The organism is Paenibacillus sp. CFBP13512 (assembly GCF_005233705.1).
GTDB classification, from domain to species: domain Bacteria; phylum Bacillota; class Bacilli; order Paenibacillales; family Paenibacillaceae; genus Saccharibacillus; species Saccharibacillus nuruki.
The window spans coordinates 331,542-345,247 of sequence record NZ_QGAD01000003.1 but is presented as its reverse complement, the minus strand read 5'-3'; the positions used below and the strand labels follow the sequence as shown (position 1 = coordinate 345,247).

The 13,706-nt window shown below is 41.4% G+C and carries 9 protein-coding genes; all 9 read right to left on the bottom strand.

Translation table 11 applies throughout. The features are described from left to right. Nucleotides 1–13: 13 nt before the first annotated feature. The 9 genes from PaeCFBP13512_RS05965 to PaeCFBP13512_RS05925 all read right to left on the bottom strand — a co-directional run bounded on the left by PaeCFBP13512_RS05965 (nucleotide 14) and on the right by PaeCFBP13512_RS05925 (nucleotide 13,629). Nucleotides 14–2,044 carry a Na+/H+ antiporter gene (locus PaeCFBP13512_RS05965; protein ID WP_137221860.1) on the bottom strand — a complete coding sequence of 677 codons (2,031 nt, stop codon included), beginning with the start codon at nucleotides 2,042–2,044 and terminating at the stop codon, nucleotides 14–16. A gap of 192 nt (nucleotides 2,045–2,236) precedes the next feature. Beyond that, nucleotides 2,237–3,136 (bottom strand): ABC transporter permease, encoded by a 900-nt coding sequence (locus tag PaeCFBP13512_RS05960; RefSeq protein WP_137221857.1) that lies wholly within the window; start codon nucleotides 3,134–3,136, stop codon nucleotides 2,237–2,239. A gap of 14 nt (nucleotides 3,137–3,150) precedes the next feature. After that, the gene (locus PaeCFBP13512_RS05955) at nucleotides 3,151–4,086 is read right to left on the bottom strand and encodes an ABC transporter permease (RefSeq protein ID WP_069328283.1); all 936 of its coding nucleotides are present in this window, start codon (nucleotides 4,084–4,086) and stop codon (nucleotides 3,151–3,153) included. A gap of 10 nt (nucleotides 4,087–4,096) precedes the next feature. Continuing rightward, on the bottom strand, nucleotides 4,097–5,743 hold the full coding sequence (locus tag PaeCFBP13512_RS05950) for an ABC transporter substrate-binding protein (protein ID WP_137221855.1): 1,647 nt from the start codon (nucleotides 5,741–5,743) through the stop codon (nucleotides 4,097–4,099). Between the two features lie 12 nt (nucleotides 5,744–5,755). Next, nucleotides 5,756–7,087, bottom strand: coding sequence for an LLM class flavin-dependent oxidoreductase (locus PaeCFBP13512_RS05945; protein WP_441343320.1), 1,332 nt, complete (start codon nucleotides 7,085–7,087; stop codon nucleotides 5,756–5,758). Between the two features lie 59 nt (nucleotides 7,088–7,146). Then, a complete protein-coding gene (locus PaeCFBP13512_RS05940) occupies nucleotides 7,147–8,361 on the bottom strand; it encodes a M20 metallopeptidase family protein (protein WP_069328280.1) in 1,215 nt (404 codons plus the stop codon). A 253-nt stretch (nucleotides 8,362–8,614) separates the two neighbouring features. Then, nucleotides 8,615–10,162, bottom strand: coding sequence for a sensor domain-containing diguanylate cyclase (locus PaeCFBP13512_RS05935; protein ID WP_137221853.1), 1,548 nt, complete (start codon nucleotides 10,160–10,162; stop codon nucleotides 8,615–8,617). Nucleotides 10,163–10,367: 205 nt separating this feature from the next. Then, entirely contained in the window at nucleotides 10,368–11,315 is a 948-nt protein-coding gene (locus PaeCFBP13512_RS05930; RefSeq protein WP_137221851.1) for an NAD(P)/FAD-dependent oxidoreductase, read from the bottom strand. A 247-nt stretch (nucleotides 11,316–11,562) separates the two neighbouring features. After that, nucleotides 11,563–13,629 (bottom strand): ArnT family glycosyltransferase, encoded by a 2,067-nt coding sequence (locus tag PaeCFBP13512_RS05925; RefSeq protein WP_137221849.1) that lies wholly within the window; start codon nucleotides 13,627–13,629, stop codon nucleotides 11,563–11,565. Between the last annotated feature and the right edge of the window lie 77 nt (nucleotides 13,630–13,706).

The following is a 13,706-nucleotide window of genomic DNA, read 5'->3' as shown; positions in this document are numbered from 1 at the left end:
ATTTGACATACTTTTAATTTTCCATCAGTATCCACTTTTCTAAATCTTGAACAAAATGTCTCATTTTACGAGCGTGTTGACGGTCAATTTCTCCACTTTCATACAGTTCTTGTACTTTATCACGTTGATTTTGGATCGCTGTCGTAATTAGATCTAGTTTTCCTTTATCTAGTGTAATATCAGGTAGTGATTGCCCTGTCTGGTACTGAATGGCATGAATCACTTTTTCATAACGAGCTATAATTTTGGTCGAAGCTGTTCTGTTATCTGGAGTCATCTGCTGCTGAATCGCTTCAATAGCCGCAATCGATGTATGCAGTTTTAACTTTTTCAGCATATGTGTTCGTGCTGCTTCATCATTCGGCTCTAACGTTTCATGCTGTTCTGCATTGTTCAGTGGAATCATCCCTTTCCACTTGTCCAGACATTCGGCTATACCCGTATCTGATCGATCTCGAAGAACTGTTTCCAGACGATCTAGTCGATATTCGAAAGTCATCGCAATCTCTGCGGTGATCTCCCCGCGATTACGTAACCGTCTGACTTCTGTACGTTCAGCTTGAATACCGTGCAGGTAAATCTCCATTTCCTGTGATCCCATACCGTTAATCTCCATGATCCGCTTTTGGAACACATCGCTTTTGGACATATAGCCTTTCACTTCAGCGATAAGATTACGAGCGGCATCACGATTGGAATCGTTCATATTAGAATGAACCGATTGTACAGCCGCTTCTAGAATTTTAAGTCGAATATCTTTTTCTGATTTTTTCTTTTTATCAGCAAGCGTCACTACAGGTTCTGGATCAGAAGATAATAATGGCAAGAAAATACTCGCTAAGATCAGACTCAGTAGAATAACTCCCGCTGCAATAAATAAGATCAATTCCCGTTCTGGAAATGCACTTCCATCATTTAATACATATGGAATAGAAAACGCAGCTGCTAAGGTTAAGGCACCACGAACTCCAGATAAAGAAGTTAATAATATCCCTCTAAGGCTAGGTCGATTGGATTCGGAAGGCGCTTGTAACAAATAGCGTACACTCCAAAATGCATAAATCCAGATAAAACGTAGCACATACAGAAGTAATGTAATAAGTACGACATAACCCAGTACTCTTCCGTTGTCGAAATTGACATTTTGGAATATAGTTCCCATGACTTCTGGAATCTGTACACCAAGAATCATAAATACCAGACCATTTAGTACAAATACAAGCACAGACCATGTACTGGTAGACACTAATTGCATTTTAAGTTGTACGGATTCAGCACGATCACGCTCCATCGCATGAACAATACCCCCGGCAACAACAGCTAAAATACCGGATACGCCAATTTCTTCGGCGAGTAAGTAGATTACAAATGGAGTGAGAATTTGCCACAATACATGCACCGTAATATCTTCCATTCCCCAACGTCGTAACCACACCTGACAACGAATAAGGATAAAAGACATCAATGCGCCAAGAGCCAATCCGCCCAAAGCCACAAGCACAAAGCTAAAAGAAGCTTCCCACCATGAAAAAGCACCGGTGACTGTAGCTGCTACAGCAAATTTAAAAGCTACCAGACCGGAAGCATCATTGAGCAAAGATTCTCCTTCGAGTAACCGATGAATAGATTGTGGTAAATGGACACGCTTTGCGAGCGAACCTACAGCGACTGCATCGGTAGGCGATAGTATAGCCGCTAGAGCAAACGCTGCGGGTAACGGAATACTTGGAATTAGACTATGAATGGCATAACCTGCAATCAATACCGTAGCAAATACAAGCCCAAAGGCTAGCGCTATAATAGGGACTCGCAGATTCCATAACTCATCTCTAGGTGTACGCCGTCCATCGTTATACAATAATGGCGCAATAAATAGCACAAGGAATAATTCAGGATCAAGGGGTAACTCTACGCCTACGATCGAGACAATGATCCCGAGTGCAATTTGGAATAAAGGTACTGGCACCAAAGGAACCAGTCGATTCAAAATATTAGAAATACCAATCATTAAAAGTAAGACAAGTACAGCGATAAAGTACTCCATAGCCTTCCCCCTCTTTATATTCTAGTCGATATGGAATAAATCTTGTCATTATTCCCCTATACAGTCAAGAAAGAAACAATCTTTTTTCACGCCAAAGAACGTATACATCACAACCTCATCCTATGACGGACTTTGTTGTAGCGTATACGCTCTACTTTTTTTCACATGGTATAGACTCAAAATTATCCATGATTATAGATAAGAACTTTGGGGATCTAACCGATCTCTGAGATCATCTCCTATAATATTGATCGCAAGTACAAATACAGTAATAGCTAGTCCGGGGAAAGTACAAATCCACCATGCTACAGTTAGATAGCCTCTACCTTGAGATAACAGTGCTCCCCAATCGGGAATCTCATGGATCACACCCAAGCCTAGAAAGCTAAGCCCTGCGCCTGCGAGAATCGCTGTACCTAGACCTAGCGTTCCCATCACTAGAATCGGTGAGACTGCATTAGGAAGAATATGCTTCCAGACGATACGCAGTCCAGAAGCTCCTAGAGAGCGAGAAGCTTCTACATACCCTCGACTACGCAAACTCACCATCTGACCACGCATCACACGCGCATAACCGGGAATCGCCGAGACAGAGATCGCAATAATAATATTCAGCAATCCCGGACCCAGTGCAGCCGCAATCGCTAAGGCTAACAAAACACCAGGAATAGTCATTAAAATATCTATAAAGCGCATTACGATCGTATCCAGTATGCCCCCAATATAGCCTGCCACTGTGCCTAACAATACGCCTACAAGTATACCTATAACGACCGAGCTAAATCCGATTAACAACGAATCCCGAGCGCCATAGACTACCAGACTGAATATATCTCTTCCAAAATAATCGGTACCTAGCCAATTGATAGCATTAGGTGCTTGTAAAATGCGATCGGCTACCATGTCTACAGGTGAATATGGAGCAATCCACTGGGGCACAAGCGCACAGAGTACAATAAATGCAATAAGAGCTAATGCGATATACCACATATAACGGGTCGTTGTTGCTTGCCATGATAACTTTTTCGATCGTACCGTGGAAGACGATTCATTTTGCCAGTCTGTTGTTAATGTTGGTGTTGCCTGCTTCATAGATACCCTCCCTTTTATCTCGAAGTACTCGAACGACGGATACGAGGATCAATATACGTATATGAGATATCTACCAGTAGATTAATAACTACGTATAGAATAGCTGTAAAAAAGACAACTCCTTGTACCACTGGAATATCACGTGCCATAATCGCATCTGCTAGAATCCGTCCAATACCTTGTCTGGAAAAGACCGTCTCGATCACTACCGTTCCGGCTAGCATTTCTCCAATCTGCATACCGACGACTGTTACCACAGGAATCAGTGCATTACGCAAAGCATGCTTATACATAATCACATGACGTGATATTCCTTTTGCCCGTAAAGTCGTGATAAAAGGTTCACTCAGCACTTCCAACATACTATTACGCACCATTCGAATCACAAAGCCTGCTCCAACAATCCCGAGCGTAATCGCAGGCAGTACCAGTGTCGATATCCCTTCCGAACCCATTGCCGGGAACCAGCCCAATTGAATAGAAAAGATCAAAATCAGCAAAATGCCTGACCAGAATGTAGGCATCGAAATTCCGAATAAGCCGACGGTTCGTGCTACAATATCAATCCAACCGTTACGATGAACAGCCGATAATATACCAAGCACTACACCAATGATGACAGCTATACATGTACTGGATAAAGTCAAAATCAATGTAGACGGAAAATTCGCTAAGATTTTGGGTAATACAGGATCAGAATTCACCATCGATACGCCAAAATCACCACGTAACATATCTGCGAGATAATGACCAAATTGAATATAAAATGGCTGATCTAATCCTAACTGTACCCGTAGGTTTTCGATCATTTCAGGTGTAGCATATGTGGGATCAATCATTGATAGTACAGGATCACCGGGTAGCAAGTAAAAGATCGCAAATACCAATGTTAATGATCCTACAATAACCAGTAACGATGAGATCGTGCGTGTTATGATCGTCTGTACCATAGATCCCTCCTTATCCTCCGATACGTACATCGTTAAATATCGGATAACCTAGATAATCAAATGTAATGCCTTGTACAGTCTTCGATGCTGCTATCGTATACGGGAAAATGTAAACAGGAATAATCACAGACAGTTCGCTAATACGTTGTTGTACCTTGCGATAGATTTCAGCACGTTTGTCTTTATCTTTTTCAATAGCTCCTTGTTCTAGCCATTGATCGACTTGCGGATCAGATAACCCGGGTAATGTCGGACGGGCTGACGGATCAGCAGTATGATAGAACGCCGACAATGCATTAGGATCAGAATTCACCTGACTATTACCGTACAGATCGTACTCTCCATTTTGATAGACTACTGTCGCAATATCTTTAGTAATATTGACTTGCACATCGATACCGACAGGCTTTAATTGCTGTTGGATCATCGCCGCAATATCATTGCGCTTTTCTCGGTTAGGAGAACCGTCTACATATTTGAGCGTGAGACGCTTGCCGTCTTTGACACGGATACCATCTTGCCCTTTCACCCATCCCAGTTCATCTAGCAGAAGGTTAGCACGAGCTAGATCAGGTTGGATTTTATTTTCCAATGACTCATCGTAACCTAGAATGCCTGGAGTCAATGAAGACCATGCGCGTTCATACGTACCTAGATATAACGTTTTGACGATCGCATTCACATCAATCGCAGATTGTAGAGCTTGTCTTGCTTTGACATCATCCCACGGAGCATGACGTTCATTGATAAATAAGGTATATGGTAAGCCGAGTGTGTTGGCTTGCAATAACTGAAGATCCGGGCTGTTTTTGAGTGCCAATATATTTTGTGGAGGTACTGTCTCAGCAGCAAGTACCTGCTTACTTTGTACACTACCGATCCGTGTCGCTTCTTCAGGAATAATTGAGAATGTAATGCCATTGATATAAGGTGTGCCTGTATTTTTCACGGTTTCAGGAGCCCATTTGTAATCCGGATTTTGGTTTACTTGAATGAAAGTATTGTCTTTCCAATCAACATATTGATAAGGACCTGAACCGACAGGATGCTTACCAAATTGTTCGCCTTCTTTTTTCGCTGCTGTTGGAGACATGATCCCTAGCATGGCTTGACTAATATTACCTAGAAAAGCTTCGGAAGGTGTCGATAGATTCACTTGCACGGTATATTCATTGATCACTTTAGACGATTCATAAGGACGAATAAGTGCTAGTGCATTGGCTGCTTTGGTCGCTGGATCGATCACACGATCAAAGTTGAATTTGACTGCTTCTGCATTAAAAGGAGTGCCGTCGTGAAACTTCACATCTTTGCGTAATTTGAATGTATAGCTTTTGCCATCTTTGGAAGTTGTCCAAGACTCTGCAAGCCAAGGCTTAATCGAACCATCGGCGGTCTGCAACACAAGACTATCGTACAATGCACGCATCACCCTCACCGATACCGCTAGACCACTACGATGAGGATCAAGTGTATCGGGTGAAGTGGCTAGCGCATATGTTAAATTTCCTCCATTAGCTGTAGCATGGCCTTGAGCACTACTTTTCTCTGCTGCTACGCCTCCGCAACCGGATAATACCAATGATAGAGCTATCAATAGAATACTTGCAGTCCATCCTAACGATGCAGGTAAATACTGTTTTTTAGTATGTGCCATAAGTGATTCCTTTCACCGTGTAACCGGAGAGGTATGTGGAGTATAACGATTAGCTGGAATATTCAGCCCTAGATTACCTCGCAGCGTATCTGCTTCATATTCGGTACGATAAAGACCTCGGGCTTGCAAAATAGGAACAACTTGATCAATAAATTCAGCTAATCCTTGCGGGGTACCTCCGCCGACAATAAATCCGTCTGCCGCTCCTGCTTCAAACCACTGTTGCAACTGATCTGCCACATGCTCTGGAGTTCCGATAAAGGTAGGTCTAGGTGTTGCCGCTTGTAATGCAACTTCTCGTAGTGTTAGCTGATGTTGACGAGCATTATGCTTGATGCTGTCTGTTGTACTACGGAAACTATTTTCACCCAATTCACCTAACTCGGGAAAAAGTTCATCTAAAGCATATTGACTGAAATCATGATGTTCAAAATAACGACCCAGATAATCTATCGCATTTTCAATCGTGACTAATTTCGCCACCTGCCAGTATTTGCGTTCTGCTTCTTCATCTGACTGACCCAGAATGACACTAATTCCCGGTAAAATGAGTAATTCATCTGCTGTACGCCCATATTGTGCGAGCCGCCCTTTGAGATCACGATAGAAACCAACTGTTTTTTCCAGACTATCATGACGAGTAAATACCGCATCAGCTTCTTTAGCCGCCAAATTTTTACCATCTTCAGAAGAACCTGCTTGGAAAATAACAGGCTGTCCTTGACGGGATCGTCCAATATTGAGTGGCCCTTGTACTGAGAAATGTTCACCCTGATGATGAAGGGTATGCAGTTTATCAGGATCAAAAAATACTCCTGATTCTTTATCCCGTACAAAAGCATCCTCTTCCCATGAATCCCATAACCCTTTGGTTACTTGTAAATACTCATCGGCGATCTTATACCGTTCAGGATGAGAAGGATGTTCAGGCTTACTATAATTGCGCGCTGAACCTTCAAGTGGCGAAGTAACTACATTCCAGCCTGCTCGCCCACCACTGATATGATCGATGCTTGAGAACTGTCTAGCTACTGTAAAAGGTTCACTATATGATGTGGATAGTGTACCGACTAAACCAATACGTGAAGTAATCGCTGCTAGAGCAGATAATAAGGTGATCGGTTCAAAGCGATTCAGAAAATGAGGGATTGATTTTTCATTGATATACAGACCGTCTGCGATAAATAAAAAGTCAAACTTGCCCGATTCTGCTTTTAACGCTTGTTGACGATAATAATCGAAGTTAATACTCGCATCAGCAATCGCTTCTGGATGTCTCCAAGCTGACATGTTACCGCCTACACCTTGAATAATAGCTCCTAATTTCAATGTCTTTTGAGTCATGATCATCCACCCTTTATCTTTAATAGAATTGATCTATAGCTTGTAAGTCATTGTTGTGATCAAGTCAGTGCATCTAAAGCAAACTGAATATGCATTTTGGTTCCTAAAAGAAGAACCTGTTCATCGATATCGAACTTGGGATGATGTAAAGGATACGCTGTTGTCGCTTCTGGTGAACGGCAACCGATAAAAGCAAATACCCCCGGACGATGCTGAGTGTATAGGGCAAAGTCTTCACCGGCAAGAAAAGGTTGCTCTAACGTCAGTACATGCTCTTTGCCAAAAATAGGTTCTGCCGCTTTCCTAGCTGTTTGTACGGCTGAAGATTCATTATTCAGTACCGTACCGGTGCGCTGAGTTATAGTTGCTTTTCCTCCATGCAGGCAAGCAATACTATGGGCATAATCAACAATTGCCCGTGTGATCCGCTCTACTGTTTCTGTTCGAAAAGCACGAAACGTTCCCGTAACTTCACTTTCGCCTGCAATCACATTTTTGACAGTGCCTGCATGTAGTGTTCCAAAAGATAGCACTTTGGCTTCGCTAGGATTAATACCTGTTGTCATAAAAATCTGCATATCATTTACAAACCGTGCCGCCATAATAATAGCGTCTGACGATAAATGAGGAGCACTATGATGACCTGAAGTCCCTTGAAAATGAACTGAAAAGTGACAAGATGCCGCCATTGCCGTCTCTTCATGAATCCCAATACTCCCTACAGGAAGATCAGGCCAGACATGCATTGCGAAAGATTGCGACACTCCTTGCAAAATACCATCTTCGATCATATCTCGTCCGCCACTAATCCATCGTCCATCAATAGGTGAAAGCAGTGCCCCTTCTTCAGCTGGTTGAAAAACAAACTTGATCGTTCCACGAATCTGTTCTCGATGTTGACTTAATACTTTAGCCGCACCAAGCAACATCGCTGTATGAGCATCATGACCACAAGCATGCATATACCCTTCACGTTGAGATCGGTACGGATACTGATGTTCTTCTTGAATCGGTAAAGCATCGATGTCTGCACGTAATAGAATAGTCTCGCCCGGTTCTGCGCCATGCAGGATACCTACTATTCCTTTGCCAAAATGCTTACCCACACCATGTTGTACGTCCAATCCCCATTTGCGTAATAGTCCGACAATCAGTGTAGTTGTATGATCAACATCGAAAAGAACTTCAGGATAAGCATGCAATTCGCGGCGAATACGAATCACGTCCGATTCAAGCGTATCCGGCAAAGATAATGCTATAGCAAGTTCACTCATCCTCTAGATCCTCCCTCTTTTTTTCTAATGTTGTTAATTCCTATCTACTTAATTGGTATTGTCACATAAATGTAGACCTAATCTGGGATAAGGTCAATGAATTCGCTTATAGATAAGATTAATACAGATATAGAACATATCAATCGGATCGTTTAATGTCTCTAAAATGAAGGCTCATACTTATCGTTCAAATGAAAGAAAAGCATACATAACAAAAAAAGCCTGTTCACGATCTCACGTGAACAAGCTTTGGTTATATATTGATTTCTTCAGGAGTCGGTTCTTTTTCTACTTCTTCAGCAACTTCTATCGGTTGGTTGTAATAAATCGTTGTTCGATTTCTACCTTCACGCTTAGACGTATACATTGCTTCATCCGCATGACTAATCAGATCATCTGGAGTTCGGCCATGTTCAGGGAAAGCTACCACTCCACTAGACACCGTAATTATTTCACCTGAAGGACTCACCGTTCCTTGAAGCAATTCACGCAATCGTTCTGCTACAATATAAGCACGAGTCACATTACATCCACGTAGTAAAATACCGAATTCTTCCCCACCGTATCGAAAACAAACGTCTCCTTCACGTGACACGTTACGCATAATGACCGCTAAAAATTGCATCACTCGATCTCCGGTAAGATGACCATACGTATCATTCACTCGCTTGAAACGGTCAATATCTAACATGACCATGGCAAAAGGTTCATCCCCAATACACCATGCTTCAAGTGTCGAATCAAAGTTACGACGGTTTGCAAGCCCTGTTAGACCATCCAGAGCCGTTTCATTTTTTAGTTTCATAATGTACTTCTGTAATTGACGTGTAGTAAATCGAATACTTTGATACAGGACTTTCACTTCATACGTTCCCGATTTCATCGGCGGTAAAGCTTCACTACGCCAATCATTGACCATCCGGTTCGAATATTCAGCCAATACGTGCAACGGTCGAACAGCCAAATACGTAATAATCCAACCTGCCGCTAACGTAATCAGCAATAAAGGCAAAGATAACAGAATACTCTTCTGCAATAATTCACGGAGAGGAACATCAATCACCGATGCAGGCGTTTGGACAATCACACCCCAGCTAGTTTTCATATTATAAGCATAGCCAGTATAGAAGGTCTGATCTTGTTGATCGGTAAATTCAATTTTGCCTGCTAGACCTGCCATGACTTTCCACACTGCTTCATCCGAAGCTTTGCTTACTCCGACTAAGTTGATATCCGGATGGAAAATAATATTCCCTTTAGGCCCGACGGCATAGATATACGAACCATCCGAAGAATAATCATGTTCTAAAATACCTTGTAATACATTTGATTTTTGCAAATAAATCGTTCCGGCAATATACCCATAATAACGTTCTTGCTTATCAAATAAAGGGCTGGTTACTAATACAATCCATCTACCATCTTTACTTCGAAAAGGCTCAGTGATATGAGGAATACGTATCTCTAACAACATATTGTTGATAGGTCCACTTAATTGTTGCCCTGCTGTGACACCTGATGTAGCAGGTACCGTATTATCTACAACTAACTTCTTATTTACAATGACAATCGAATTAAAGTAATTTTTGTTATTAGAATACAAATCTTCTAACAAATCTTGATCGATTTTACTTCCACGTTGCCATATTGTAGCGAGTCCATCGACACTTTCTTGCATTGTATCTAACACATTACCCGCAGCATTAGCCAGTTCACTAGCATGCTGGTAATTGCTTTCCAGATAATTATCAACAAGCGCTTGTTTACTAACCAGATAAGCGGAGTAAACAGAAATAATCATCGTGAGTAGGATTGAGAAAACGATGATAGTGCTTACAATGGTGACAAGCTTGAATCCCTTTTTAGGATATAAACGCAATATGACACCCCACCTGACCAATTAAATAGTAATCCATCTCAATTTTAACACAACCGTTTTCACAAAAGAAAGCAAAAGCGCACTTAAAGTGTCTTTTGCTTTCTAGAATATTATAGAAATATAGTTATTAATTTACTGTTTGCTTTTGTGGAGTACTTTTCATTTTTAATAATGTTTTATTAATCCATATCGCCGCTTGTGCTCCTTCGCCCATAGCAATATTCGCTTGTTCTGAATGTGCCCCTAGATCACCAGCAATCCATACATTTTCAATATTGCTCATTTTAGAGCGTGGATCGGTCTCTATATGATGATTATGAATCGTTTCTACACCTAATTGCTCGGCAAGCTCTGAATTGACATGATTTCCGCCAAAAGCAATAAATCCACGTTCCACTTCAATGGTCTGTCCATCTTCTAGCTCTACACTATGGATAATACCACCTTCATGATAATCCACTTTAGCTACAGCCGATTCGATATACGATATTTGTTTGTGTTGTAAATGCTCCATCGTTTCTGGACGGAATGGCTTGGATTCATGATTGATATAGATTAAGTCTGAAGTACGCTCTGACAGAATAAGAGCCATTTGTGCTCCTGCTTCTCCTGCACCGATCACGACTGTACGACGATCTTCAATCTCATAACCATCACAATCCGGGCATACATATACACTATAACCCAATGTTTCAACTAATCCCGGTAATCGTGGGAAACGGTCAATTAAGCCTGTAGCTAACAATAGCGTTTTGGCTTTATAACTTTCTCCTTGTGCACCTTTGAGTAGAAAATGATCTTCTTTTTGTTGAGCTTCCAAAATGCGATCTTCATGAAATTGTACACCTAATGGTTCTGCATGTTCACGTCCAAGCTTACGCAACTCTTCGCCTGAGACACCATTTGGAAATCCAAGAATGTTTCCGTAGTTCTGGCACAAAGTAGAACGTCCATGTCCAGCGTCAATCACCAGTACTTCATGTGCAGAATATCTGCCTAACTGAATAGCCGCCTGTAATCCTGCAATGCCTCCACCTACAATAATGCAATCGTATAATGTGTTATCACTAATCATAAATATTACCCTCCTATATTCCTTTTTTCTTTTTATAATCAACACTGACTTTGGTTTCTCCATATAGATCATTCACGTACAAGTGTACGTTAGTAGATGTTCGATACTTACTTACAATTAAAAAGATCGTATAAGATAATATGTAAACCTCTTATATATTATGAAACGCAATCGAATCAATATTGCAAAAATCCTCTTCTTCTGTAGAGTGAATCTACAAGAAAAAGAGGATAGTATTTATACAATCTTATGAATTAATATCTGCTGGTGTAATTTCATACAATGTGCCACTCATCATCCCACCGAATCCACCGCCATTATGGGTACGATTCATCCCATTTAGAGGGCTGTTCATAGTAGAACTTGTAACTTTAGTATTATTAGCTCCAGAAAGGCTATTTTGTAAAACCGTACTGGTCGTATCTTGCCACTCTTCCGTAGGAACTTCTGTGCCGTGTGCTTTAATCCATGTGATCACTTCACTAGCTTCACCACCACGACCCCCTATACCATTGATCATAAAGTATTTGATTTCTCCTTTGCTGATCAAATCTTGTAAAGAGTCTACGGTGAGAATCGGATCACTGCCTCCGAATCCACCCATTGCCATCACAGGCTTGCCTGTTTGGATAATATAAGGGGCGGCTGTACTTGCATTAGATACAGCGAATAGATATTTTTCCCCTGTATTGTGCTCCATCGCATATTGTAATAATTTCTCATTGGCACTCTGATACATACCGCCACGATTAGGCGTTCTCGCAGGAGGTGTTTCTTCGGGGGCTGTTAAACGTGCAGAAGCACCTCCGAATCCGCCCAATCTTTCTTTCGCTTCAGGGCCACCTGCTGGAATAGCTACGTTGCCAGTAGCATTTACAATAGAGAATGATGACCAATACATTGGAGTTAACATAAGAACTGCCATCGCCATAGAAGCTAGATACCCTTTTCTTTCTTTGAAGATAGAACGACGTTTGCCTAAGATCAAGCCTATCGTCAACCCTAATCCTAAAATGCCAATAATATAAAACCAACTTGAACCGATCGTTTCATTAAATGGATAGATCACATACAGTTGAAAAGCAGTTGTCACTGCCATATTGATAGGCAACAACCATGATAGCCATCCACGCTCTTCACGGTATAATTTCCATTGAGCCATACATCCTGTTGCAGCCAGTACAGCGACAGGTGGTGCCAACATAATCAGATAATATTGATGAAAAAATCCTGCAATACTGAAGAAGCCAGCAACAGGAAGCAACCATATCACCCAGAATATAGTTTCTAGATGATCTGGACGACGCCATTTTCGGCGTAAACCTGCAAATAATGCAATCAATGAGATGATCGCAAATGGTAATAATAGACTTGCTTGACCGGAAAGACTGGATTGAAATAAACGAAGCGGGCCTGCATCGCCAATATTAAACATCGTTCCTGTGTTTCTACCTCCTGCTGGAGAAGCAATCTGACTGCTGTTCAGCTCATTCGCTGGTGCAAGTACAGACGTCTGTCCGGTTAGACGATTCAGTCCATTATAGCCAAAAGCTAATTCCATCACAGAGTTTGTCTGACTACTTCCTTCATAAGGTCGCTCACTAGCCGGTACACTATCGACTACCATTGCCCATGATACCGAAATACCTGCTAACAATACCGTTCCGATCGCTAGAACAGATAGTTTCTTTTTCCAATGAACTTGGTAAGCCAAAAGATAAAATACATATAAGGCAGGTAAGATCATATACGCTTGTAGCATCTTGACGTTAAAAGCAATACCCACCATCGAAAATCCGGCAATAATCCATAGTGCTTTATGTTGCTTCATGCCTTTGAATAACATCCATGTTGCTAGTAGCAAACAGAATACTAATAGACTATCTACATTATTGGAACGTTGTACGGCTATTGCTACAGGGGTGATCGCCATCATTAGTGCTGCTAAACGTGCTGTAGACGTTCCAAAAGTCGGTTTGACAATAAGATAAATTAAACCTACCGATCCGACACCTGCTAATGCCATCGGCAACGTGACGCTCCATCCATGCACTCCAAAAATAGATGCAAATAACGTCTGCACCCAGAACGCTACAGGAGGCTTATCAATCGTTACAAATCCTCCGGGATCAAATGAAGCATAGAAAAAATTATGGAAACTTTGAAGCATACTGGTTACTGCTGCTGTATAGTAAGCATTTGCATTTCCGTTTTCCCAAATCTTCCATATGTTCAGAAAAGCAGAAAGGATTAAAATAAAAATAAGTGGGATATCTATCCTCGATTTGGATACTGCATTTGCTCTTATTTCCATAGGTGTTCCTCCCCCGACTATAAATAGTACATGTATGTCTTTTATGTCATTTCATTGTGGAGGATAAACCTTAAATT

Excerpts from the sequence above, each read along its gene's own strand:
- PaeCFBP13512_RS05965 (WP_137221860.1), bottom strand. The coding sequence starts at position 2,044 with ATGGAGTACTTTATCGCTGTACTTGTCTTACTTTTAATGATTGGTATT.
- PaeCFBP13512_RS05960 (WP_137221857.1), bottom strand. The coding sequence starts at position 3,136 with ATGAAGCAGGCAACACCAACATTAACAACAGACTGGCAAAATGAATCG.
- PaeCFBP13512_RS05955 (WP_069328283.1), bottom strand. The coding sequence starts at position 4,086 with ATGGTACAGACGATCATAACACGCACGATCTCATCGTTACTGGTTATT.
- PaeCFBP13512_RS05950 (WP_137221855.1), bottom strand. The coding sequence starts at position 5,743 with ATGGCACATACTAAAAAACAGTATTTACCTGCATCGTTAGGATGGACT.
- PaeCFBP13512_RS05945 (WP_441343320.1), bottom strand. The coding sequence starts at position 7,087 with ATGACTCAAAAGACATTGAAATTAGGAGCTATTATTCAAGGTGTAGGC.
- PaeCFBP13512_RS05940 (WP_069328280.1), bottom strand. The coding sequence starts at position 8,361 with ATGAGTGAACTTGCTATAGCATTATCTTTGCCGGATACGCTTGAATCG.
- PaeCFBP13512_RS05935 (WP_137221853.1), bottom strand. The coding sequence starts at position 10,162 with ATGATTATTTCTGTTTACTCCGCTTATCTGGTTAGTAAACAAGCGCTT.
- PaeCFBP13512_RS05930 (WP_137221851.1), bottom strand. The coding sequence starts at position 11,315 with ATGATTAGTGATAACACATTATACGATTGCATTATTGTAGGTGGAGGC.
- PaeCFBP13512_RS05925 (WP_137221849.1), bottom strand. The coding sequence starts at position 13,629 with ATGGAAATAAGAGCAAATGCAGTATCCAAATCGAGGATAGATATCCCA.